Origin of the sequence: Stappia sp. MMSF_3263 (assembly GCF_030733745.1) — a bacterium.
GTDB lineage: Bacteria > Pseudomonadota > Alphaproteobacteria > Rhizobiales > Stappiaceae > Stappia.
Genome location: NZ_JASHIK010000011.1, coordinates 92,166 through 112,978, shown reverse-complemented (window position 1 = coordinate 112,978; position 20,813 = coordinate 92,166). Strand labels below are relative to the sequence as shown.

Below are 20,813 nucleotides of genomic sequence, written 5' to 3'. Positions count from 1 at the left end.
CGTTTTCGCAAGAACGGCGGAAGAGCGTCGCTCAGCGCTCGCGCATGGCATGCGCGATCTGGTCGCCGAGCGGCTTGACCAGATAGGAGAGCACGGTGCGCTCCTGGGTCTCCACGAAAACCTCCACCGGCATGCCGGGCAGGAGCGCCTTGCCGTCGAGCTTGGCAAGCTCTCCCTCGTCGATGGTCAGCCGGGCGGTGTAGTAGTCCGTGCCTGTGCGCTCGTCCCGGCTGAGGTCGGGCGCGATACTGGCCAGATGCGCCAGCACCTCGGGCGTCACCCGCTGGTCGAAGCTCGGAAAGCGGATCCGCGCCTTCTGTCCGGTACCGATCTGGTCGATGCTGATCGGCGGGATCTGCGCCTCGACGACAAGCTGGTCGGCCTGGGGGACGATGCGCATCACCGTTTCGCCCGGCGCCACCACGCCGCCGATCGTGTGCACGGCAAGCTGGTGCACGTAGCCGCCGCGCGGCGCGCGGATCTCGATGCGGCTGAGCTGGTCTTCGGCGGCGATCTTCTGCTCCTCCAGCTGGGCGATACGGGCACGCACCTCCTGGAGTTCCTGCAAGACCTCGGCGCGGCGCTCGTCGTCCAGCTGCAGCACCTGGATGCGCCGCTCGCTCATCGCCTCCCGCGCCTGCGCGATCTGCGCCACGTAGCCGCCGCGCTCGCCGATCAGCCGTGCCCGGTCGCGCCGCAGCGCCGTCACCCGGTTGCGGGAAATCAGCTTTCTGGCGAACAGGTCCTCCAGGTCGCGCAGCTCATCCTCGATCAGCCGGATTTCCTCGCCCTTTCCGTCGCGCTGCGCGGCGAAGCCCTCGATCTGGCGCTCGAACTGGACGATCTGCTCGCCGAGCTGCTGCTTGCGACCGGCAAGCGTGCTGCTCCGTGCCGCGAACAGGGCCTGCTGGCTCTCCTCGATCTCCGCCCGGCCCGGCCCGTCATAACCGCCGGTCGAAAAATCCACTCCCCCCTCGCCGGTCTGCTCGGCCACCAGCCGCGCCTGGCGCGCGCCAAGCTCGACAAGCTGGCGGGTGATCACCGCCAGATTGGCGCGCGTCACCGTGTCGTCGAGACGCACCAGCAGGTCGCCCGCCGCGACCCTGTCGCCGTCGCGCACCAGCACCTCGGCGACGATGCCGCCCTCGCGGTGCTGCACATCCTTGACGTTGCTTTCCACCACCACCGTACCGCTCGCCACCACGGCGCCGGAAATTTCCGTCAGCGCCGCCCAGGCCCCGACGCCGCCAACGAGCAGGAAGGCAAGCACCAGTGCCACCAGGAGATGCCGGCGAATGCTACGCGTCAGCATGCGGTCGCTGGTCGCTTCGGACACCGTGTCACCGCGTGTCATTTCAGGCCACCCCCTGCTGCCGCGCCGGCGCAATCACCTGCTTCAGGATCTCGCTCTTCGGTCCGAGGGCAACGACGCGTCCCTCCTGGAGCAGCAGGATCGTATCGACGGCGGCGATCGCGCTCGGCCGGTGGGCGATGACAATGACAATCGAACCCTTCTGGCGCAAAGCCGCGACCGCCTGGGTCAGGGCCGCCTCGCCGTCCGCGTCGAGATTCGAGTTCGGCTCGTCGAGCACCACGAGGAAAGGATTGCGGTACAGCGCGCGGGCGAGCGCGATCCGCTGCCGTTGCCCCCCCGACAGCGTCAGTCCGGCACCGCCGATCGGCATGTTGTAGCCGTCCGGCAACCCAACGATCATCTCGTGCACCTGGGCCAGCTTCGCCGCCTCGATCACGTCCTCGTCGCGCGCCTGCGGATCGAAGCGGGCGATGTTTTCCGCGATCGTGCCGTCAAACAGCTGGATGTCCTGCGGCAGATAGCCGATGAAACGGGCGATACGCTCGTCCGGCCACTGGGAAAGCTCGGCCCCGTCCAGCCGGATCGCCCCGCGCATCGCCGGCACAACGCCGACAATGGCCCGAGCCAGCGTCGACTTGCCAGAGCCCGAGGGGCCGATGATGCCGAGCCCGTCGCCGGCATTGAGCACAAAGCTCACCCCGTGCACCAGCGGCTCGCGCAGGCCCACCGGCGCGCAGAAGACCTGCTCCAGCTTCAGGCTCTTCTCCGGCAGCGGCAGGGCCAGGCGCGGTTCCGCCAGCGTCTCGTCGCCAAGCGTCTGGCGCAGGCGGGCAAGCCCTTGCCGTGCGGTCACGAAACCGCGCCAGTGACCGACTGCCTGTTCGACCGGCGCCAGCGCCCGCGAGGTCAGGATCGAGGCGGCGATCATCACGCCCGGCGTGATCTCCTGGCCGATGGCAAGCCAGGCGCCGACACCGAGAATTGTCGATTGAAGCAGGAAGCGGAAGGCCTTGATGGTGGAGCCGAACAGCGTCATCCGGTCGGTCGCGATACGCTGCTTGACCAGGAAACGGTCGTTCGCCTCCTCCCAGCGCGTCTTCAGCGCCTCACCCATGCCCATGGCGCGCACGGCTTCGGCATTGCGCCGGCCTGTCTCCACATGGGCGGACCTCAGCGCGCCCTCGCGCGCAGCCTCCGCAGCGGGCCCGCGCGAAAAGGCCTCGTTGAGCGCGATCAACGCGCAGATCACCAGCGCACCGGCAATCGCCACATAGCCGAGCACGGGGTGGAACAGATAGACGATCGCCAGGTAGACCGGCATCCAGGGCAGATCGAAGATCGCAGAAGGGCCGGCGCCGGACAGGAAATGGCGCAGCGCGTCGAGATCCTGGACCGGGCGCACCACCTCGCCGCGCTGGCCGAGCATCAACGGCAGGCGGTTCGACACCCGGTAGGCAATGGCCGAGAGCCTGGCATCGACCCTTTGCCCGAGGCGGGCGAGGATGCGGCCGCGCAGCATTTCCAACAGGCCGAAGAAGATGAACAGCACCGCCGTCAGCCCGCCGAGCACCACCAGTGTCGGCACGGACCCGCTGGCCAGAACCCGGTCATAGACCTGAAGCATGAACAGCGGGCCGGTCAGCATCAGCAGGTTGATCAGGAGGCTGAGGCCACCGGTGCCCGCAAGCGCCGCCCTCAGGGACCGCAGTGCCTCGGACACCACCGAACCGTGTCGCGCGCCCGCTTTGTCGACCATTGCTGTTTCCCGTAATATGCAACCTTCGGAAAGTGGTGCAATCTGACCGCATTTGGCCCGTCTGTCCACAGTACAGGGGGGCAAATCGCCCCGCTTGGGACCGCAATGCGCCGTGGCAGGATGGCAGGAACCACGTTGCCCGGGTACCGCCACAAGATTGTAAAACCGCACCGCCCGCTCTAAGCGTTGACCGTCCGCTTCCCCCCACCTGGCATATCGGTTTCAGCGCCTTGCACGACATCGCCCCCCTGTTGCAGACGATCCGCGGCCTCGCCAGGGAGGAAGGTGTGACGCTGACGCCCCTGCCTGGCGTCTGGGTCATGCGCGTCGACAGGCCACTGCCCTACCATCGCGGTCGCAACGCGGGCATGTCCGTGGCGGTCGCCGCCTCCGGCAGCAAGTCCGTCTCGGTCGGTGGGCAACGGCTGGTGAACGACCCGCGCCGCTTCCTTGTCCTTCATGGCGAACGTCCCTACGACGCCCTCGTCGAGGCCTCCGCGTCCGATCCCTATGTCGCGCTCAAGCTGCAACTGCCACCGGATCTGGTGGCAAGAACGCTGATCGAGCTCACCGAGGCCGGGCACGCAGGTGCCGAAGCCGCGCGCATGCCGGAACCGGCTGTCTTTTGCGGTGACGTCACCGGCGATCTCGCGGCGGCATTGCTGCGTCTGCTTCAATGTCTCGACGATCCGGCCGACCGCGAAATGCTGGCGCCCGCCTGCCTGCGCGAAATCTGCTACAGGCTGCTGCGCTGCGAGGCCGCCGGGATCCTGCGCACCTCCGTCACACGCCAGGACAGCCGCCTTGTGGCAGCCATGCGCTTCATCGAGGCCAACGCCATGCGCCAACTGACGATCGTGGAAATAGCCGCCCAGGCGGCGATGAGCCCGTCTCATTTCGCGCACCGGTTTCGTGCCTTTCTCGGCGTTTCCCCGATGCGCTATCGCAAGCAGCTCCGCCTGGAGCAGGCGCGTCTGTTGCTGATCGACACGACCGCCACCGTGTCCATGGCCGCCGACGCGGCAGGCTATGCCAGCGATGCGCATTTCACGCGCGACTTCAGGGAGGTCTTCGGACTTTCCCCTCGTGCCTATGCGCGCCACATGCAGGCGCTCACGAGCCGGCCTGGCCGATCCTGAACCGCGAAGCATCCGGTTCCGCAGAATCGGGTCGGTCTTTCGCAGGAAACGGCCTGTTCATGGGCGGCGGTCCGCCGTACCTGCAATTCCGGATCTGCCCCTTGCAAACCGGAAGGAAACCAATGCCCGTCAGCGTCGTCGTCCAGTTCACCGCCGCCCCCGAAAGCCGTGACGCGTTTCAGGCTGTCATGGAGGGTGTGAAAACCGATCTGCCCAACGTACCCGGATGCCTCGGGGTTACCATTCTGCAGCACACCGAGGAGCCGGGCAGCTTCACGCTCATCGAAACATGGGAGAGCCGCGACAACCACCAGACCCATGTGGAAGCGCTGGTCGCGGACGGCACATGGGCGAGGATTAAGAGCCTTCTCGCGAGCGCGCCCGTCTCGGGCTACTTCCGCCAGGTCTGAGCGACCGGAAGCCGGTCGCCTGGCGCGGGCTCCGAACGGGAGAAGCGGGACCGCGCCTCAGACTTCGTCCGGATCGAAATACTCCGAATGCGCCGCCCGGATCTCCTCGATGATCCCGGCGATGCGCCCCAGATGCGCCCGCATGCGCACGATCGCGGCCTCCTCGTCGCCCGATCGCAGCGCACCGAGAATCTCGATGTGGTCGTCCAGCGCCAGCTGCGCGCCGTTCTGCAGCGACAGGTAGCGCACCCTGTCCATATGAGCCTTGTGATCTCGGATCAGCGCCCAGACATGGCCGTGGCCGGCGATCTCGCAGATGCGGTTGTGGAAGGCGTCGTCAAGCGCGTGGAACCCGGAACGATCGTCCCGGTCGACTGCCTTCTTCTGCTCGCCTAGCAGCACCTCGAGTTCCGCAATGTCGCTCGCCACCATCCTCGCCATCGCCGCGCGCACCGTCTCAAGCTCCAGCGCGGTGCGAATGAAGCGCGCCCGGTGCACCGCCTCGATGGAGATCGGGGTCACCACCGTCGCCCGTTGCGGGCGGATCGAGACGAACCCTTGCTGCGACAGTCGGTAGAAGGCATCGCGCACCGGCTGGCGGCTGACCCCCATGCGCTTGGCAACCTCCGCCTCCGACAGCTTGGTCCCGGGCAGAAGGTCGAGATCGACAACCCGGTTGTAGAGCTCGGCGAAGACGAGATCGGTCACGGACGGCACGCGCGACATGTCGAGCGCCCGAAGCTTGATCTGTTCCGTCATCCGCCTGTCTCTCCCTGTGGCGCGGCCCCGTCTTGTGCGGCGGGTTCCGCCCGTGTCCGCCCTGCTCCCGGCCCGATGCCGGGAACGGGAGCCGAGGTGTCGCCTCCCCGCAGCCTCCGCGGACGCCTCGTCCTACAGACTGGCCACCGGTTTGACAATTCGTCGTAGCCGGCCGGGAGGGCGTTGACTCAACTTGCGGACTAACATATTAGATTACTAGCTTGATCGCCACCCAAAAAGAAGGTGGCCTCGGCAACACCTTCCGGGAGGACTGGAATGCCGTTACTGGACGATGACCGGCTGTTCCCGGCGGATGAGCGGACGCGCGGCCTTGCCCGCACGCTCTACCGTTCGATCCGCGACCTGCCGATCGTCAGTCCCCATGGCCACACCGATCCGGCCTGGTTCGCGCTGAACACGCCCTTTCCCGATCCCGCGCGCCTCTTCGTGGTGCCCGACCACTACGTCTTCCGCATGCTGTGCTCACAAGGGATCACGCTCACCGATCTTGGCGTGCCCCGCGCCGACGGCGGCGACACCGAGCAGGACCCGCGCCGGATCTGGCGCCTCTTCGCGCAGAACTTCCACCTGTTCCGCGGCACCCCCTCGGCGATGTGGATCAACCACGCCTTCCAGGACGTCTTCGGTATTGACGCGCCCCTGTCGGCGGCAACGGCCGATGCCAGCTACGACCACATCGCCGATTGTCTCGCCCGGCCCGAATTCCGTCCGCGGGCGCTGTTCGAGCGTTTCAACATCGAGGTCATCGCCACCACGGAATCCGCCCTCGATCCGCTCGACCACCACCGTGTCATTCGCGAGGGTAATTGGTCGGGACGCGTCATCACCACCTACCGGCCCGACGCCGTCATCGACCCGCAATTCGAGGGATTTGCCGACAACGTCGCCCGCCTCGGCGAACTGACCGGCGAGGACGGCGCGACCTGGACCGGCTATCTCGCCGCGCACCGGACCAGGCGCGGCTTCTTCAAGGCTCACGGCGCCACCTCGACCGACCATGGCGTGCCGAACGCACGCACCGAGAACCTGTCGCAGGCGGCCGCCGCCGCGCTATTCGACAAGGCCCTTGCCGGTCGCTGCGATGCGGAGGAAGCCGACTGCTTCCGTGCCCACATGCTCACCGAGATGGCCCGCATGAGCCTCGACGACGGGCTGGTGATGCAGATCCATCCGGGCGCCTTGCGCAACCACTCGCATGCCATCATGGCCCGCCACGGCCGCGACAAGGGCTTCGACATCCCCACCCGCACCGACTACGTGCACGCGCTGAGGCCGCTGCTTGACGCTGTCGGTCTGGAAGCCGGCCTGACGATCATCCTCTTCACCCTGGACGAGACGTCCTACGCCCGCGAACTGGCGCCGCTTGCCGGCGTCTATCCCGCGCTGCGCCTCGGCCCGCCCTGGTGGTTCCACGACAGCCCGGAAGGGATGCGCCGGTTTCGCGAGATGGCGACGGAAACCGCCGGCTTCTACAACACGGTCGGCTTCAACGACGACACCCGCGCCTTCTGTTCCATCCCCGCCCGCCATGACGTGGCGCGTCGGGTCGATGCCGCTTTCCTCGCCAGCCTCGTCGTCTCGGGACGGCTTGGCGAAAGCGAGGCATATGAGGTCGCCCGCGACCTCACCTATACCCTGGTCAAGGCCGCCTACAAGCTCTGACCCGGTTGTCACTGCTCAAGGGAGGAACGAGCATGAAACATTGGAAGAACCTGACGGCGGCGGTCACGCTGCTTGCCGCATCCGCGCTGTCCGCGCAGGCCGCGGACATGGTGCTGCGGTCGTCCGACACCCATCCGGACGGCTACCCGACGGTGGAGGCCGTCAAGCATATGGGCAAGCTGCTCGAGGAGCGCACCAACGGCCGCCTCGGCATCGAGGTGTTCCACTCCGCCCAGCTCGGCCAGGAGAAGGACACGATCGAACAGACCCAGTTCGGCGTCATCGACATGAACCGCGTGTCGCTCGGGCCGTTCAACAACATCATCGAGGAGACCCAGATCCCCTCGCTGCCCTATATCTTCCGCTCGGTCGAGCACATGCACAAGGTCATGGACGGCCCCGTCGGCGAGGAGATCCTCGCAGCCTTCGCCGATCACGACCTGATCGGCCTCGCCTTCTATGACGGCGGCTCGCGCTCCTTCTACAACAGCCAAAAGCCGATCGCGTCCATGGCCGATCTCTCCGGCATGAAGTTCCGCGTCATGCAGTCGGACCTCTTCGTCGACATGGTCAGCGCCCTCGGTGCCAACGCCACGCCGATGCCCTATGGCGAGGTCTATTCCTCGATCCAGACCGGCGTCATCGACGGTGCCGAGAACAACTGGCCGTCCTTCGAGAGCTCCGGTCATTTCGAGGTCGCCAAGTACTACACGCTCGACCAGCACCTGATCGTGCCGGAAGTCCTCGTCATGTCGAAGAAGTCCTGGGAAAAGCTCTCGGCAGAGGACCAGGCGATCGTCCGCCAGGCGGCGAAGGACTCCGTCCCGCACATGCGCAAGCTGTGGGCCGAGCGCGAGGCCGCCTCAGAGGCCAAGGTTCGCGAGGCCGGCGTCGAGATCATCACCGATATCGACAAGACGCCCTTCATCGATGCGATGAAGCCAGTCTACGAGAAATACGTGACCTCCGACAAGCTGAAGGACATGGTCGCGCGCATTCAGGCGACGAAATAACCTGCTTGTAGGCAAGGGCCCGCGGCGGAGCCACCGCCGCGGGCCGTTTCACGCCGGGAGGACGGGATCTTGCAGGACACACTGAAGGGCATTGCCCGAACCACCGCCGTCATGGCCCGGATCGCCCTGTGGCTTTCGGGCACCGGGCTGGTGCTGATGACCGCCTTCATCGCCGTGCAGGTGTTCTTCCGCTACGTGCTCAACGACAGCCAGTCATGGACCGAGCCCGCCTCGGTGATGATCATGGGCTGGTTCATCTTTCTCGGCGCCGCCGTCGGCATCCGCGAGGGCTATCATCTCTCCTTCGACGTGCTGCTCTACGTGTTGCCCGACCGCGTCAAGCTGGTCCTGCACTCGATCTCCGACGCGGTCGTCGTCGCCTTCGGCTGCGGCATGATCTGGTTCGGCGCCCAACTCGCCGAGAAGACCGCCGCCAACAAGCTGCCCTCGCTCGGCATTTCCGGCGCGTTCGACTTCCTGCCCCTCGTCGCCGGCGGCGTGCTCGTCGTGCTGTTCTCGCTGGAGCGCCTGGCCCGCCGGGCCGCCGGCTTGCCGACCGCCCGCTTCGGCGAAACCGAACTGGAGGATTGACCTCAATGGAGCTCTGGATCCTCTTCGGAACCTTCACCTTCCTGCTCTTGATCGGCACGCCGGTCGCCTTCTGCCTGGGCGTTGCGTCCTTCGCCGCCATACTCTCTCTCGGACTGCCCCCCGTCGTCGTCTTCCAGCGGCTGAACTCCGGCGTCTCCGTCTTCGCGCTGATGGCCATCCCCTTCTTCATCTTCGCCGGAGAACTGATGGTGCGCGGCGATATCGCGCGGCGTCTGGTGGCGCTGGCCGGCGCGCTTGTCGGCCACCTGCGCGGCGGTCTCGGCCAGGTCAACATCACCGCATCCGTCCTCTTCGGCGGAATTTCCGGCTCGGCCGCCGCCGACGCCTCGGCCATCGGCGGTCTGATGATCCCGCAGATGAAGGAACGCGGCTACGACGTCGACTACGGCGTCAACGTCACCGTCGTCTCCTCGATCATCGCCTTGATGCTGCCGCCCTCGCACAACATGATCATCTATTCGATCTCCGCCGGCGGGCGCATCTCCATCGCCGACCTGTTCACCGCCGGCATCATTCCGGGGTTGCTGCTGGCGCTCGCCCTGATGGTCGCCGCCTGGTATGTCGCCAGGAAGCGCGGCTACCCGATCGACAAGTTCCAGGGCTGGGGCGCGATCGGCTACCTCTTCGTCAACGCCATCCCCGGCATCCTGTTAATCGCCATCATCTTCGGCGGCGTCCGATCCGGGATTTTCACGGCATCGGAAAGCTCCTGCATCGCCGTCGTCTACGCGCTCTTCGTCACGGCGATCGCCTATCGCACGATGAGCTGGGCCGGCTTCGTCGCCGCCACGACGGCGGCGGTACGCACCACAGCCATGGTGCTGCTCGTCATCGGCTGCGCCGCCGCCTTCGGCTGGCTGCTCGCCTATCTGAAGGTGCCGGCGGCCCTCGTCGCCTTCATGCAGGACGTCTCGCAGAACCCGATCCTCGTCCTGCTGCTGATCAACGTGCTGCTGCTGCTGCTTGGCACCTTCATGGACATGAGCCCGCTGATCGTCATCACCACGCCGATCTTCCTGCCTGTCGCCCAGGCCTTCGGCGTCGACCCCGTCCATTTCGGCGTCATCCTGATCCTCAACCTGGGCATCGGCCTGTGCACCCCGCCGGTCGGCGCGGTGCTCTTCGTCGGCTGCGCCGTCGGCCGCATCACCGTCTGGCAGGCGGTGCGCACCATCTGGCCGTTCTATTTCGCCGCCGTCGGCACGCTGCTGCTCGTCACCTATGTGCCGGGTCTGTCGCTGTGGCTGCCGGCCCTGTTCCGCTGATCCGGGAGCCTTCACCATGCCGGCCCTCCAGACCTTTCCCGCCATTGCCGCCGACACGGGCGTCACCCGCCGGGTGCTTTCCGACAGTCCGCAGCTGATGGTCGTCGCCTTCGATTTCGAGGCCGGCGCCGAAGGCCGGCTGCACAGCCATCCGCATATTCAGTCGACCTATGTCGAGAGCGGCCGCTTTGTCTTCTCGCTGGACGGCGAGGAGTTCGAGGTCGGCCCGGGCGACAGTTTCGTCATTCCCTCCGGCGCGGTGCATGGCTGCCGCTGCCTGGAAGGCGGCCGTCTGGTCGACGGCTTCACCCCCCGCCGCGACGATTTTCTCTGATCGCCCGCGCTCCACGTTTCGCGGCCGGCACCCCCGCCAGCCGCATTCACCCCGTTTCGAGGATCCGCCATGCTGAGCGTTGAAACCCGCCACGCCATTCACCAGGACCATGCGAAGACCATGGGCACGGACGAGTTGCGCCGCCACTTCCATGTCGGCGGCCTGTTCCGCGAGGGCGAGATCCGCCTCGTCTACACCCACTATGATCGCTTCGTCATGGGCGGTGCCGTGCCGGGCGCCGGCACGCTGACGCTGGACAAGGTCGAGGAGACCCGCACCGCGACCTTCCTCGAGCGGCGCGAGATGGCGATCGTCAACATCGGCGAGACCGGCAAGATCGCGACGGGGAGCGAAAGCTGGACGCTGGAGCGTGGCGACGTGCTCTATCTCGGCATGGGCTCGGGCCCGGTCAGCTTCTCCGGCGCGGGCCGCTTCTACATCACCTCCGCCCCGGCGCACCGGGCCCTGCCGGCGCGGCTCATCCGCCTGTCGGATTCCAACTGCGTCAAGCTCGGCGCCGTCGAGACCTCCAACAAGCGCACCATCAACCAGTTCGTCCACCCGCTTGTCATGGAAAGCTGCCAGCTCGTGCTCGGCTACACCACGCTGGAGGACGGTTCGGTCTGGAACACCATGCCCGCCCATGTCCACGACCGGCGGATGGAAGCCTATCTCTATTTCGACATGTCGCAGGAACAGCGCGTGCTGCACCTGATGGGCGAGCCGCAGGAGACCCGTCATCTCGTCGTCGCCAACGAGGAAGGCGCGTTATCGCCCCCCTGGTCGATCCATTCGGGCGCGGGAACCGGCTCCTACACGTTCATCTGGGCGATGGCCGGCGACAATGTCGACTATACCGACATGGACTTCGTCAGCATGGCGGACATGAAATGACCGCCGCAAACCCCGCCTCCCCTTTTTCGCTTGCCGGGCGCAAGGCGCTGGTGACCGGCGCCAATGCCGGCATCGGCCAGGCCATCGCGGTGGCGCTCGCCGCTGCCGGAGCCAGCGTCACCTGTGCCGGTCGCCGCACCTCTGACGAGACCGTCGCGGCAATCACGGCCGCAGGCGGATCGGCCGACAGCCTGATCCTGGACTTCGCCGACCCGATGGCAGCAACCGACACCTTCACGGGCGCCGGCTACACCATCCTCGTCAACAATGCCGGCATCATCCGCCGCGCCGACAGCGCCGACTTCACCGAGGCCGACTGGGACGCGGTGATGGACACCAACCTGAAGGCGCTGTTCTTCACCGCCCAGGCCTTCGGCCGCGAGCTGCTGGCCACGGGCGGCAGCGGCGCCATCGTCAACATCGCCTCGCTGCTGTCCTTCCAGGGCGGCATCCGCGTGCCGTCCTACACCGCAGCCAAGCATGGCGTCGCCGGCGTCACCAAGATCCTCGCCAACGAATGGGCGGCGAAGAATATCAACGTCAACGCCATCGCCCCCGGTTACATCGCCACCGCCAACACCAGGGCGCTGCGCGAGGACACGGCCCGCAACGCCGCCATCCTGGAGCGCATTCCCGCCGGCCGCTGGGGCGATCCGCAGGACATTGCCGGCACCGCCGTCTTCCTCGCCTCCCCCGCCGCCCGCTACATCCACGGCGCGGTGATCCCGGTCGATGGAGGCTGGCTTGCCCGCTGATCTTCTGCGCCTTTCCAGGTCGCCCGCGCCGAAACCTGGCACCGGCATCGTCCATCTCGGCCTTGGCGCCTTCTTCCGCGCTCACGGCGCCCTCTACATCGCCGAGGCGATGGCCGCCTCTGGCGGCGACTGGGGCATTGCCGGCGTGTCCTTGAAGCGGCCCGACCAGCGCGACCGGCTCGCTCCCCAGGGCTTCGCCTATACCGCACTCGAGCTCCACCCCGAGTGCCGCACCGCCCGCACGGTCGAAGTGCTGACCGATGTGCTGGTGGCGCCGGAAGATCCGGAAGCCGTCGTCGCGTTGATGGCCGATGCGGGCGTGAAGGTCGTCACGCTGACCGTCACCGAGAAGGGCTACTGCCATGAACCGGCCACCGGCCGGCTCGATCGTGCCCATCCCGACATCCTCGCCGATCTCGCAGACCCGGCCCGGCCCGCCTCGGCCATCGGCTTCCTTGTCGCGGCGCTGGCCCGCCGTCGCGCCGCCGGGATCCCGCCCGTCACCGTGCTCACCTGCGACAACCTTCCCGACAACGGCCATCTGGTGAAGGGCCTCGTTCTGGAGCTTGCAGGCCTTATGGACCCGACCCTTGCCGAATGGATCGCGGAGGAGGCCCGCTTTCCCTCCACCATGGTCGACCGCATCGTCCCGGCAACGACACCGGAGGATCTCGACCGCGTCGCCGAGATCACCGGTCGGCGCGACGAAAGCCCGGTGCTGCACGAACCGTTCCGCCAATGGGTGGTGGAGGACGATTTCGTCGGCGGCACGCGGCCCGACCTTGCCGCCGCCGGTGTCGAGCTTGTCGCCGATGTCGCCCCGTATGAACTGATGAAGCTGCGCTGCCTCAACGGCACCCACTCGGCGCTTGCCTATCTGGGCTATCTCGCCGGCCACGAGACCATTGCCGACACGATCGCCGACCCTGCCTTCTCGCGCTTCGCCGACAGGGTCTGGACCGACGAGATCGTTCCCGGCCTCACCCCGCCGCCCGGCACTGATCTTGCCGCCTACACGATGGCGCTGAAGGCCCGCTACGCAAACCCGGCAATCCGTCACCGTACCTGGCAGATCGCCATGGACGGCTCGCAGAAACTGCCGCAGCGCATCCTGTCCCAAATCGCCGAAGGGTTTGCCGCCGGTCGGCCGATGTCCGGGCTCGTCCTCGCCGTCGCCGCCTGGATGACCTATGTCGGCGGCACGGATCTCTTTGGCAAACCCATCGACGTGCGCGATCCGCTCGGACCCCGGTTGCGCGCCGCGCTGGACGCCGCCCCGGACAGTTCCGCAAAGATCGCCGCCCTTCTCGCCTTCAGCGAGATCTTCCCGGCCGGGCTTGCCGGCAACGAAACCTTCCGCACGTCCCTGGTGGAGGCCCATGCCGGGCTTGGTCGCCACGGCGCGCGCCACATGGTCGAGGTCGCACATGCTTGAAAGCTGGCGCTGGTACGGACCGCTCGACCGCATCGGGCTCGAAGAGATCGCACAGACGGGAGCACACGGCATCGTCACCGCCCTGCACGAGGTGCCCTATGGCGAGGTCTGGACGCGCGAGGCCATCGCCGCGCGCAAGGGGCTGATTGCCTCCTCCCGCCTCGACCTTGCCTGGAATGTGGTGGAAAGCCTGCCCGTGCACGAGCGGATCAAGCGCGGCGAGGGCGATCTGTCCTCGCTTTTCGCCAACTACCGGCAGTCCCTCGCCAACCTGGCGGCCGAGGGCATCACCACCATCTGCTACAATTTCATGCCGCTGCTCGACTGGACCCGTACCGAGCTTGAAAGCCCGGTTGCGGGCGGCGGAACCTGCCTGCGCTTCGAGGCCGTCCATATCTGCGCGCTCGATCTCTTCATGCTGGAGCGCGAAGGCGCCGAGGACGACCACCCGCCGGAACTGCGCGCCCGCGCCCGGGCCTGGTTCGAGGCCTCGGACAAGGCCGCCCGCGACCGGCTGACTCATGCCATCATGGCTGGATTGCCCGGCGCCTATGATCGCTACGACATCCCGGCCCTGCGCGCGGCGCTGACCCTCTACGAGGGCATCGACGCCGACGCGCTCCGCGCCAATTACGCCCGCTTCCTGAAGGAGGTGGTACCGGTCGCACAGGAACTCGGCATGCGGCTCTGCGTCCATCCCGACGATCCGCCGCGAGACATTCTCGGCCTGCCGCGTATCGTCTCCGATGAAGACGACATCGCGTGGATCCTCGACTGCCTGCCCGTGCCGGAAAACGGCCTGACGCTGTGCTCCGGCTCGCTCGGCGCCAATCCGCAAAACGATGTGCCGGCGATCGCCGCCCGCTTTGCGGAGCGCATCCATTTCGCCCATTTGCGCAACGTGGCGAAGGATCCGGACGGCAGTTTCGAGGAAGCCGCGCATCTTGCCGGCGACACCGACATGGTGGCGCTTGTCGCCGTGCTGCTGGCCGAGGAACGCCGCCGCAGGGACCAGGGTCGGCGCGACGCGCAGATCCCCTTCCGCCCCGACCACGGTCACGCGCTGCTGTCGGATCTTGGTCGCGACACCCATCCCGGCTACCCGCTGATCGGCCGCATGCGCGGCCTTGCCGAGCTGCGCGGCGTCATCAAGGCCCTGTCGCATGAAAACGTGGGGTGGGGGTAAGGTTGAACGAATGACATCCGTCATTCGTGCCTGTCCCCCAAACGCAAAAAGGCCGGGCGAACCCGGCCTTCTCCTGCGCCTCAATGATCCCTGCCAGTACATCCGTGGTCAGGCATCAGAAGCGCGATTTCATGAACGCGGCTTGCGCCTTATGCGTCCTGAAGGTTCTCGGCAGCGCTCTTGCCGCTGCGGCTGTCCTTGACGATCTCGAAGCTGACCTTCTGGCCTTCGACGAGGCTGTGCATGCCAGCGCGCTCGACAGCGGAGATATGGACGAAGACGTCCGGCTGGCCATTGCCCTGCTCGATGAAGCCGAAGCCCTTGGCCGAATTGAAAAACTTGACGGTACCAGTGTTCATGACGATTTCCTTGTCACATCGCGAACGAAAAAAAGCCTGCTGCGCGGAACGCGCGGCAAACGGTTCAGATCGATTTTGATAGAGGAAGATCGCCGACGGCGCATAAAGCGCCAGAGAACAAAGTTCGACATGCAAGATCGATGAGCGACATATAGACCTGAAGCATGGTCAAAACAAGGCAGTTGCGAAAAATAAAGCGCAAAGCCGAGGGGCGGACCGCATTCCGCCCGCCCCTCGGTTCGTCAGGTCATTGAGGCGTCACGCGGGCGCAGCTGCCTCGCCGCACATGGCATCCTTCGCCGCCGCGTGGATCTCCTCGGCGGTCATCTCGCGCACCGGGGTGGAGACGGACCAGCGATGGCCGAACGGATCCTCGACAAGGCCGTAGCGATCGCCCCAGAAAGCGTCGGCGACCGGCATGACCAGTGTCGCGCCCGCATCGATCGCGCGCTGCGCTGCCGCATCCGCGTCCTCGACGACGAGATGCATCGTCACCGGCGTGCCGCCAAGCGTGGTCGGACCGGAAATGCCCCAGTCCGGCACCTCTTCGACCAGCATCACCGACGAGCCGTTGATCGACATGCAGCCATGCAGGATGCGCCCGTCCTCGCCGGCAATCCGCATCAGCTCTGTCGCTCCGAAGGCCTTCTTGTAGAACTCCATCGCATTGGCCGCTCCCTTGCACACGAGATGCGGGCTGAGGCTGTGAACACCCTTTTCGGCGGCCTTTTCGATCACGCTTGTCATTGTCTTTCTCCTCTTTTCATGTCCCGCCGGTTTCGGGCAGGATTCTCCTCAAACGTCAGACTTCGGTGATGGCGGCGACCTGGCCGGTCATCGGATCGAACGGCACGGACACATGTTCGTGCTCCACCTGCCAGCGCCCGTTCACCCGGCGGAACACCGAGGTGATGCGGATATGGGTCATGCCGCAGGGATGCTCGCCATCCTCCGGCACCATCCTGTGCAGACCGTGGACAAGCGCCACCTCGCCGAAGACCTTGATGTCCAGCTCGTCGTGGCGGGAGGCGAAGCGCTCCGGCAGGTGCGGCATACAACTGTCCCACGCCGCCTTGATCGCCGCGCGGCCGACGGTGCGCCAGGGCGGGATCGCGTCGTAAAGCACCGTCTCTTCCGTATAGGCGACCGTCAGCCGCTCGGTGTCGCGGGCCTCCAGCGCCGCCGACCATTCGGCGACCAGTGCCCGGATCTCGGCCTCCGCCGACAGGTTCGGGTTGGCATCCAGCTTCACATGCGTGTTCATCTCTCACTCCTCCTTGGGTGGAACGGGACACCGCCGGCCTGATGCCGGACAGAGTTCTCCCGTTGCCGGCGGCGCGCCCGCCCCGGCGTCTTGCATAGCGCTGGTGTTCGTGTGTCCCGTTTAGAGCCTCTTCCTGCGGGCCATGCCCGACAGGCTCAGGTGACGGCCGCGTGTACCCGCCGCCGCGCCAGCTCCGCCTCGCTTGGCGGATCGATCGCGAAGGATCCGGTGGCGATCTCGCCGGCGCGCCGGTAGGTCGTCATCAGCACGCCGCTTTCGGACTGCGACACGTCGACCAGCCGGAAGCTGGCCGGGATCGCCCCGCTGCCGAAGAAGCGCTTGCCGCTTCCCGTGGAGACCGGAAAGGTCCACAGGCTCAACTCGTCGATCATGTCCTGGGCAAGAAGCGTCTGCGCCAGCACGCTGCTGCCCTGCAGCAGCAGGTCCGGGCCCTTACTTGCGAGCACCGGCTTCAGCGCACAGGCCGCGTCTTCGCCGAGGCTCACGCTGTTGTGCCAGTCAAGCCCCTCGGGCTGCGACGTCGCCACGTATTTGGTGACCGTGTTGATCTTGAGCGCCAGCGCATCGTCGCCGGCATGCGGCCAGTGGGCGGCGAAGATGTCGTAGGTGCGCCGGCCGAGCAGCAGCTCCAGCGGTTCGGCGAAACGCCGGTTGATCTCCGCCATCATCGCGTCCGTCCAGTGCGGCACGCTCCAGCCGCCATGGGCAAAGCCTCCTTCCCGGTCCTCCTCCGGTCCGCCCGGCGCCTGCATGACGCCATCAAGCGTCAGGAAGACGGTCGCCTTGATCCTGCGCATGGTCAGTCTCCCTTTCGTGGTTGCGCGAACAGCATCTCGACATAGGCCCGCAGATGGTCGAGCGACTGCGCCGCGACCTCCGCGCCCATGCGCGCCTTGGCCAGGATGAAGCTGCCCTGGATCACCGCCTGGGTGTGCAGGGCCAGGCTTTCCGGCGTCCACGTCGCGTCCGGTGCGTAGAGCGCCTTGGCCGCGGCAATGTCCTTTTCCACCTCGGCCGCATGGCCGGAGATCGAACGGTCGCAGGCATCGCGGATCGCGGGCACGGTCTCGTAGACCTCCTGCACCATCGTGCCGACAAGGCAAGTGAACTCCGGCACCTCGCCCGCCAGGATCTCCTTGCGGAAATCGACATAGGCCAGCACCCGCTCCAGCGGGTCGGACGGGGCGTGGTAGGGCGCGGCGGCAAAGAGGGCATCCGTCGTCTGCGACCAGTAGTCGGCCGCAGCCACCGCCAGCTCCTCCTTGCTTTTGAAGTGATGAAAGAAGCTGCCCTTTGTCAGGTCCGCCGCCTCACACACATCCTCGACACGGGTCGCGGTATAGCCCTTCGCGCGGATGACGCTCAGCGCCGCCTCCAGAAGTCGGGTCTTGGAGCGATGACGCTCCTCGGCCTTCGCCGCCGCACGCGTGGCCGGGCCGTTGCCGGATCCTTCGGCGGATTTCTCGGCAGAAGACGCCTGTGCACCAGTCTGCACCCCGCCCCTCGTTCGCGACCTTGAGCCTTTGCCCATGTGCGATCCGGTCGTCGCCGCATCCTTTGCCATCGTTCAGGCCCCCTTTCCATGGCTGGTGAAACTGCCATCCGTTGCAATAGCGCTTCGCAGTTCCAGCTTCCATACCAACCAGTATGAAGAAAACATACCCACTAGTAGGTATGTTGTCAATACCAACTGGTGGGTATGCCAGCGACTGCAACAATGACGTGGCGGCCGCGACCGCGAAGGCAACGGGCAGGAGGGCAAGGCCGGCGGGAAGGGCGCGAGGTAACCGGAAGAACAAGCGGCGGTGTTGTCAGGGCATCCAGCGGGTGCTCGCACGCGCCAGCCTTCGCGAAAGCCGGACGCAAAACCTGCAAGAATTGACCGGACTTCTACCGAACGCCGATATGCGTCAACGCAGCTGGGCCGGTCAGCCGCGCCGGCCGCCGGCTATGTCGACAAGTGCCGAGAGCAGCGGGGTCAGCGGTTCGCGCTGCGCCACCACGATGGCGATGGTACGGGCGCCCTCCACGCCGTCATCCCGGATCGGCACCGCAGCCAGCAGCCCGCCCGACACGAACATGGCGCCAAGCTTCTCGGGCACCACGGACGCCCATTTGCCGGTCATCACATGGGCAACAAGGGCGATGATGGAGTTCGATTCCACCCGCGCCCGCGCCGTGATCCCGGCAGCGGCCAGGTGCCGGTCGACAATGGCCCGGTTCTGCATGTCCGGCGTCAACAGGCACAATTGCTCGCTTCCTGCTTCCTGCCAGCTCACCGTCTCGCGCGCCGAAAGCGGGTCCGACACGGAAACGAGCAGGCAATAGCGCTCCTCGTAGAGCGGGAAGCGCGTGCGCCGGCGCATCGCGTCGGCATCCAGATAGGTGATCCCCGCATCGAGATCGAGCCGGTCGATCTGGTCGAGAATCTCCGCCGAGGTTCGCGACAGGATCTGGAAGCGGACGCCGGGATGACGCACCGCGTAGGGCGACACGAGTTCGGCCACCATCGGCAGCGCCGTCGGCACGACGCCGATGCGCAGCGTGCCTTCCAGGTCGGAGCGCACCGCCCGCATCTCCTCGCGCAGCGCCCGCATGTCGCCGACGATCCGAAGCGCCAGCGCATGCACCCGCTCGCCCTCCGGCGTCAGTCCCTGGAACCGCGACCCGCGATGCACGAGCTGCACGTTGAGCTGGTCCTCCAACTGCCGGATGGCGGAGGACAGTGTCGGCTGCGTGATGCCGATGCTCTCCGCAGCACGTCCGAAGTGACGCTCGCGGACCAGCGCGATGAACATTTCAAGCTTGTCGATCATGCCCGTTGATACCACAGGCGGGGCAGGCATGCCCGCCGCCTCGATGTGAACCCGTTGAGGAGTCTAGTCGATTTTCACGGGGCGGACACGGGCGTAAAACGGCGCACCCCGGCATCTCCGCGACATGCCGGCACCTGGCACATGCCCTAGATCGACCGCTGATTGACCCGGGCGGAGGTCTTCGCCACGCTTTCGACCCGCTCCGAATAGCGGTCGACCAGCGGCCCGGCGCGGCCACGCACCATCCAGGTGAACTTCACCAGTTCCTCGACCACATCGACGATGCGGTTGTAGTAGGGCGAGGGCTTCATGCGGTCATCCTCGCCGAACTCGGCAAAGGCGCGCGCCACCGACGACTGGTTGGGGATGGTCACCATCCGCATCCAGCGGCCGAGAATACGCATCTGGTTGACGGCGTTGAAGCTCTGTGATCCGCCGCAGACCTGCATCACGGCCAGCGTCTTGCCCTGGGTGGGGCGCACCCCGCCAAGCGACAGCGGCAACCAGTCGATCTGTGTCTTCATGATGCCGGTCATCGCGCCATGGCGCTCCGGAGAGACCCAGACCATGCCTTCCGACCACATCGCCGCCTCGCGCAATTCGCGCACCTTCGGGTGCTCGGCCGGCTCGGCATCGGCAAGCGGCAATCCGCGCGGATCGAAAACCCGTGTCTGGCAACCGTGCCAGGCCAGCAGCCGCTGCGCCTCCTCGGCCACCAACCGGGAGAACGAGCGCGCCCGGAGCGAACCGTAAAGCAGCAGGATGCGCGGCGCGTGGCCGGGATCCTCGTTTGCGGCATAAAGGTCCGGGTCGACAGGCCGCATCTGCGCGGCATCGATGTTCGGCAGGTCGGCAAGGGGATCGGGCCGCACGGTCACGATCCGCCTCCCGTGGCCGTCACCACCTCGCCGTCCTCCTTGACGAAGGTGCCGGCGAGCGGGGCGGGAAGGATCTCCAGCACTGTCTCCGACGGCCGGCAAAGGCGGATGCCCTTCTCCGTCACCACGATCGGCCGGTTGACCAGCACCGGATGCTCCAGCATGGCGGCGAGGATCGTCTCGTCATCGACCGACGGGTCGGTGAGGCCGAGCTCCTCCGCCGGCGACTTGGAAACGCGCAGCGCCTCGCGCGGCGTCAGCCCGGCCCCGGCGAAGAGCGCCAGAAGCTGCGGCCGCGTCCAGCCGGTCTTCAGGTATTCGATGACGACCGGCTCCTCGCCCGAGGCACGGATCATCTCCAGCACGTTGCGCGAGGTGCCGCAGTCGGGATTGTGGTGGATGACAATGCTCATCAGGCGCTCTCCTGCCTGTCCTTGCGGCCGATCTCGTCGAGACGCCCCTGCAGGGAGAGCGAATCGATGCTGGCCAGCGGCAGGCTGGCAAAGGCGGTGATGCGGGCATTCAGCATCCGGTAGGCCTCGGAAAAGGCAAGGCGGCGCTCCGCCTCGCTGCCTTCCACGGCAGCCGGATCCGGCACGCCCCAATGCGCGCTCATCGGCTGGCCCGGCCACACGGGACAGGATTCGCCGGCCGCGTCGTCGCAAACGGTGAAAACGAAATCGAGCTCGGGAGCGTTGTCGCCGCCGAATTCTTCCCAGCTCTTGGAGCGGGCGAAGGAGGTGTCGATATCGAGCCCGCGCAACAGGTCGAGCGTCATCGGATGCGGTGCGCCCTTTGGCCGGGAGCCCGCGGAAAAGGCGCGAAAGCCGTCAAACCGGTTCATGATCGCCTCGGCCATGATCGAGCGCGCCGAATTTCCGGTGCACAGAAACAGCACATTGTAGGTCTTTCCAAGCAT

General features: G+C 66.5%; 23 protein-coding genes. 11 read left to right on the top strand and 12 right to left on the bottom strand.

All coding sequences use genetic code 11. The features are described 5' to 3' along the window. Positions 1-31: 31 nt before the first annotated feature. Both RBB46_RS13665 and RBB46_RS13660 read right to left on the bottom strand, forming a co-directional pair. Positions 32-1,354, bottom strand: a complete 1,323-nt coding sequence (locus tag RBB46_RS13665) for an HlyD family type I secretion periplasmic adaptor subunit (RefSeq protein WP_306029554.1) — start codon at positions 1,352-1,354, stop codon at positions 32-34. 1 nt (position 1,355) lies between these two features. After that, positions 1,356-3,071 (bottom strand): type I secretion system permease/ATPase, encoded by a 1,716-nt coding sequence (locus RBB46_RS13660; protein ID WP_306029553.1) that lies wholly within the window; start codon positions 3,069-3,071, stop codon positions 1,356-1,358. A 230-nt stretch (positions 3,072-3,301) separates the two neighbouring features. Here RBB46_RS13660 and RBB46_RS13655 point away from each other — a divergent pair, with 230 nt between their 5' ends. Together RBB46_RS13655 and RBB46_RS13650 are read left to right on the top strand one after the other, a co-directional pair. After that, a complete protein-coding gene (locus RBB46_RS13655) occupies positions 3,302-4,210 on the top strand; it encodes an AraC family transcriptional regulator (protein WP_306029552.1) in 909 nt (302 codons plus the stop codon). 59 nt (positions 4,211-4,269) lie between these two features. Further along, positions 4,270-4,620, top strand: coding sequence for a putative quinol monooxygenase (locus RBB46_RS13650; protein WP_306029551.1), 351 nt, complete (start codon positions 4,270-4,272; stop codon positions 4,618-4,620). 57 nt (positions 4,621-4,677) lie between these two features. Here the strand turns inward: RBB46_RS13650 and RBB46_RS13645 are convergent, their stop codons facing one another. Further along, entirely contained in the window at positions 4,678-5,379 is a 702-nt protein-coding gene (locus tag RBB46_RS13645) for a GntR family transcriptional regulator (RefSeq protein WP_306029550.1), read from the bottom strand. 276 nt (positions 5,380-5,655) lie between these two features. Between RBB46_RS13645 and uxaC the strand changes: the two genes are divergently transcribed. The 9 genes from uxaC to uxuA all read left to right on the top strand — a co-directional run bounded on the left by uxaC (position 5,656) and on the right by uxuA (position 14,556). Continuing rightward, positions 5,656-7,062 carry a glucuronate isomerase gene (gene uxaC / locus RBB46_RS13640; protein WP_306029549.1) on the top strand — a complete coding sequence of 469 codons (1,407 nt, stop codon included), beginning with the start codon at positions 5,656-5,658 and terminating at the stop codon, positions 7,060-7,062. A 32-nt stretch (positions 7,063-7,094) separates the two neighbouring features. Next, positions 7,095-8,075 carry a TRAP transporter substrate-binding protein gene (locus RBB46_RS13635; protein ID WP_306029548.1) on the top strand — a complete coding sequence of 327 codons (981 nt, stop codon included), beginning with the start codon at positions 7,095-7,097 and terminating at the stop codon, positions 8,073-8,075. Positions 8,076-8,186: 111 nt separating this feature from the next. After that, positions 8,187-8,666 (top strand): TRAP transporter small permease, encoded by a 480-nt coding sequence (locus RBB46_RS13630; RefSeq protein WP_306029607.1) that lies wholly within the window; start codon positions 8,187-8,189, stop codon positions 8,664-8,666. 5 nt (positions 8,667-8,671) lie between these two features. Beyond that, a complete protein-coding gene (locus RBB46_RS13625) occupies positions 8,672-9,952 on the top strand; it encodes a TRAP transporter large permease (RefSeq protein WP_306029547.1) in 1,281 nt (426 codons plus the stop codon). 16 nt (positions 9,953-9,968) lie between these two features. After that, positions 9,969-10,286 (top strand): cupin domain-containing protein, encoded by a 318-nt coding sequence (locus RBB46_RS13620; protein WP_306029546.1) that lies wholly within the window; start codon positions 9,969-9,971, stop codon positions 10,284-10,286. A 69-nt stretch (positions 10,287-10,355) separates the two neighbouring features. Continuing rightward, positions 10,356-11,180: a 5-dehydro-4-deoxy-D-glucuronate isomerase gene (gene kduI, locus RBB46_RS13615; RefSeq protein WP_306029545.1), complete on the top strand. Its 825-nt coding sequence runs from the start codon at positions 10,356-10,358 to the stop codon at positions 11,178-11,180. Continuing rightward, positions 11,177-11,935: a 2-dehydro-3-deoxy-D-gluconate 5-dehydrogenase KduD gene (gene kduD, locus RBB46_RS13610; protein WP_306029544.1), complete on the top strand. Its 759-nt coding sequence runs from the start codon at positions 11,177-11,179 to the stop codon at positions 11,933-11,935. Before kduI ends, kduD begins: the two co-directional genes overlap by 4 nt. Beyond that, positions 11,925-13,370 (top strand): mannitol dehydrogenase family protein, encoded by a 1,446-nt coding sequence (locus RBB46_RS13605; protein WP_306029543.1) that lies wholly within the window; start codon positions 11,925-11,927, stop codon positions 13,368-13,370. The genes kduD and RBB46_RS13605 overlap by 11 nt, the downstream gene beginning before the upstream one ends. Then, positions 13,363-14,556, top strand: a complete 1,194-nt coding sequence (uxuA, locus tag RBB46_RS13600; RefSeq protein ID WP_306029542.1) for a mannonate dehydratase — start codon at positions 13,363-13,365, stop codon at positions 14,554-14,556. The genes RBB46_RS13605 and uxuA overlap by 8 nt, the downstream gene beginning before the upstream one ends. Positions 14,557-14,705: 149 nt before the next feature. Here uxuA and RBB46_RS13595 read toward each other — a convergent pair whose 3' ends face one another. The 9 genes from RBB46_RS13595 to RBB46_RS13555 form a co-directional block, all read right to left on the bottom strand. Continuing rightward, positions 14,706-14,915 carry a cold-shock protein gene (locus RBB46_RS13595; RefSeq protein ID WP_306029541.1) on the bottom strand — a complete coding sequence of 70 codons (210 nt, stop codon included), beginning with the start codon at positions 14,913-14,915 and terminating at the stop codon, positions 14,706-14,708. Positions 14,916-15,173: 258 nt separating this feature from the next. After that, complete coding sequence (locus tag RBB46_RS13590) at positions 15,174-15,662, bottom strand: VOC family protein (RefSeq protein ID WP_306029539.1); 489 nt, start codon at positions 15,660-15,662, stop codon at positions 15,174-15,176. Positions 15,663-15,717: 55 nt separating this feature from the next. After that, the gene (locus RBB46_RS13585; protein WP_306029538.1) at positions 15,718-16,179 is read right to left on the bottom strand and encodes an SgcJ/EcaC family oxidoreductase; all 462 of its coding nucleotides are present in this window, start codon (positions 16,177-16,179) and stop codon (positions 15,718-15,720) included. Between the two features lie 155 nt (positions 16,180-16,334). After that, the gene (locus RBB46_RS13580) at positions 16,335-16,997 is read right to left on the bottom strand and encodes a dihydrofolate reductase family protein (RefSeq protein WP_306029537.1); all 663 of its coding nucleotides are present in this window, start codon (positions 16,995-16,997) and stop codon (positions 16,335-16,337) included. A 2-nt stretch (positions 16,998-16,999) separates the two neighbouring features. Continuing rightward, on the bottom strand, positions 17,000-17,578 hold the full coding sequence (locus tag RBB46_RS13575; protein ID WP_306029606.1) for a TetR/AcrR family transcriptional regulator: 579 nt from the start codon (positions 17,576-17,578) through the stop codon (positions 17,000-17,002). Between the two features lie 550 nt (positions 17,579-18,128). Next, complete coding sequence (locus RBB46_RS13570; protein ID WP_306029536.1) at positions 18,129-19,016, bottom strand: LysR family transcriptional regulator; 888 nt, start codon at positions 19,014-19,016, stop codon at positions 18,129-18,131. A gap of 146 nt (positions 19,017-19,162) precedes the next feature. Then, positions 19,163-19,894, bottom strand: a complete 732-nt coding sequence (arsH, locus tag RBB46_RS13565; RefSeq protein WP_306029535.1) for an arsenical resistance protein ArsH — start codon at positions 19,892-19,894, stop codon at positions 19,163-19,165. Beyond that, the gene (arsC, locus tag RBB46_RS13560) at positions 19,891-20,307 is read right to left on the bottom strand and encodes an arsenate reductase (glutaredoxin) (protein WP_306029534.1); all 417 of its coding nucleotides are present in this window, start codon (positions 20,305-20,307) and stop codon (positions 19,891-19,893) included. The genes arsH and arsC overlap by 4 nt, the downstream gene beginning before the upstream one ends. Beyond that, positions 20,307-20,813, bottom strand: coding sequence for an arsenate reductase ArsC (locus RBB46_RS13555; protein WP_306029533.1), 507 nt, complete (start codon positions 20,811-20,813; stop codon positions 20,307-20,309). Before RBB46_RS13555 ends, arsC begins: the two co-directional genes overlap by 1 nt.

Bases quoted from the DNA above. Each gene is read 5' to 3' on its own strand.
- RBB46_RS13665 (WP_306029554.1), bottom strand. From the start codon at position 1,354: ATGACACGCGGTGACACGGTGTCCGAAGCGACCAGCGACCGCATGCTG.
- RBB46_RS13660 (WP_306029553.1), bottom strand. From the start codon at position 3,071: ATGGTCGACAAAGCGGGCGCGCGACACGGTTCGGTGGTGTCCGAGGCA.
- RBB46_RS13650 (WP_306029551.1), top strand. From the start codon at position 4,270: ATGGGCGGCGGTCCGCCGTACCTGCAATTCCGGATCTGCCCCTTGCAA.
- RBB46_RS13645 (WP_306029550.1), bottom strand. From the start codon at position 5,379: ATGACGGAACAGATCAAGCTTCGGGCGCTCGACATGTCGCGCGTGCCG.
- uxaC (WP_306029549.1), top strand. From the start codon at position 5,656: ATGCCGTTACTGGACGATGACCGGCTGTTCCCGGCGGATGAGCGGACG.
- RBB46_RS13635 (WP_306029548.1), top strand. From the start codon at position 7,095: ATGAAACATTGGAAGAACCTGACGGCGGCGGTCACGCTGCTTGCCGCA.
- RBB46_RS13630 (WP_306029607.1), top strand. From the start codon at position 8,187: ATGGCCCGGATCGCCCTGTGGCTTTCGGGCACCGGGCTGGTGCTGATG.
- RBB46_RS13625 (WP_306029547.1), top strand. From the start codon at position 8,672: ATGGAGCTCTGGATCCTCTTCGGAACCTTCACCTTCCTGCTCTTGATC.
- RBB46_RS13620 (WP_306029546.1), top strand. From the start codon at position 9,969: ATGCCGGCCCTCCAGACCTTTCCCGCCATTGCCGCCGACACGGGCGTC.
- kduI (WP_306029545.1), top strand. From the start codon at position 10,356: ATGCTGAGCGTTGAAACCCGCCACGCCATTCACCAGGACCATGCGAAG.
- kduD (WP_306029544.1), top strand. From the start codon at position 11,177: ATGACCGCCGCAAACCCCGCCTCCCCTTTTTCGCTTGCCGGGCGCAAG.
- uxuA (WP_306029542.1), top strand. From the start codon at position 13,363: ATGCTTGAAAGCTGGCGCTGGTACGGACCGCTCGACCGCATCGGGCTC.
- RBB46_RS13595 (WP_306029541.1), bottom strand. From the start codon at position 14,915: ATGAACACTGGTACCGTCAAGTTTTTCAATTCGGCCAAGGGCTTCGGC.
- RBB46_RS13590 (WP_306029539.1), bottom strand. From the start codon at position 15,662: ATGACAAGCGTGATCGAAAAGGCCGCCGAAAAGGGTGTTCACAGCCTC.
- RBB46_RS13585 (WP_306029538.1), bottom strand. From the start codon at position 16,179: ATGAACACGCATGTGAAGCTGGATGCCAACCCGAACCTGTCGGCGGAG.
- RBB46_RS13580 (WP_306029537.1), bottom strand. From the start codon at position 16,997: ATGCGCAGGATCAAGGCGACCGTCTTCCTGACGCTTGATGGCGTCATG.
- RBB46_RS13570 (WP_306029536.1), bottom strand. From the start codon at position 19,016: ATGATCGACAAGCTTGAAATGTTCATCGCGCTGGTCCGCGAGCGTCAC.
- arsC (WP_306029534.1), bottom strand. From the start codon at position 20,307: ATGAGCATTGTCATCCACCACAATCCCGACTGCGGCACCTCGCGCAAC.
- RBB46_RS13555 (WP_306029533.1), bottom strand. From the start codon at position 20,813: ATGCTTGGAAAGACCTACAATGTGCTGTTTCTGTGCACCGGAAATTCG.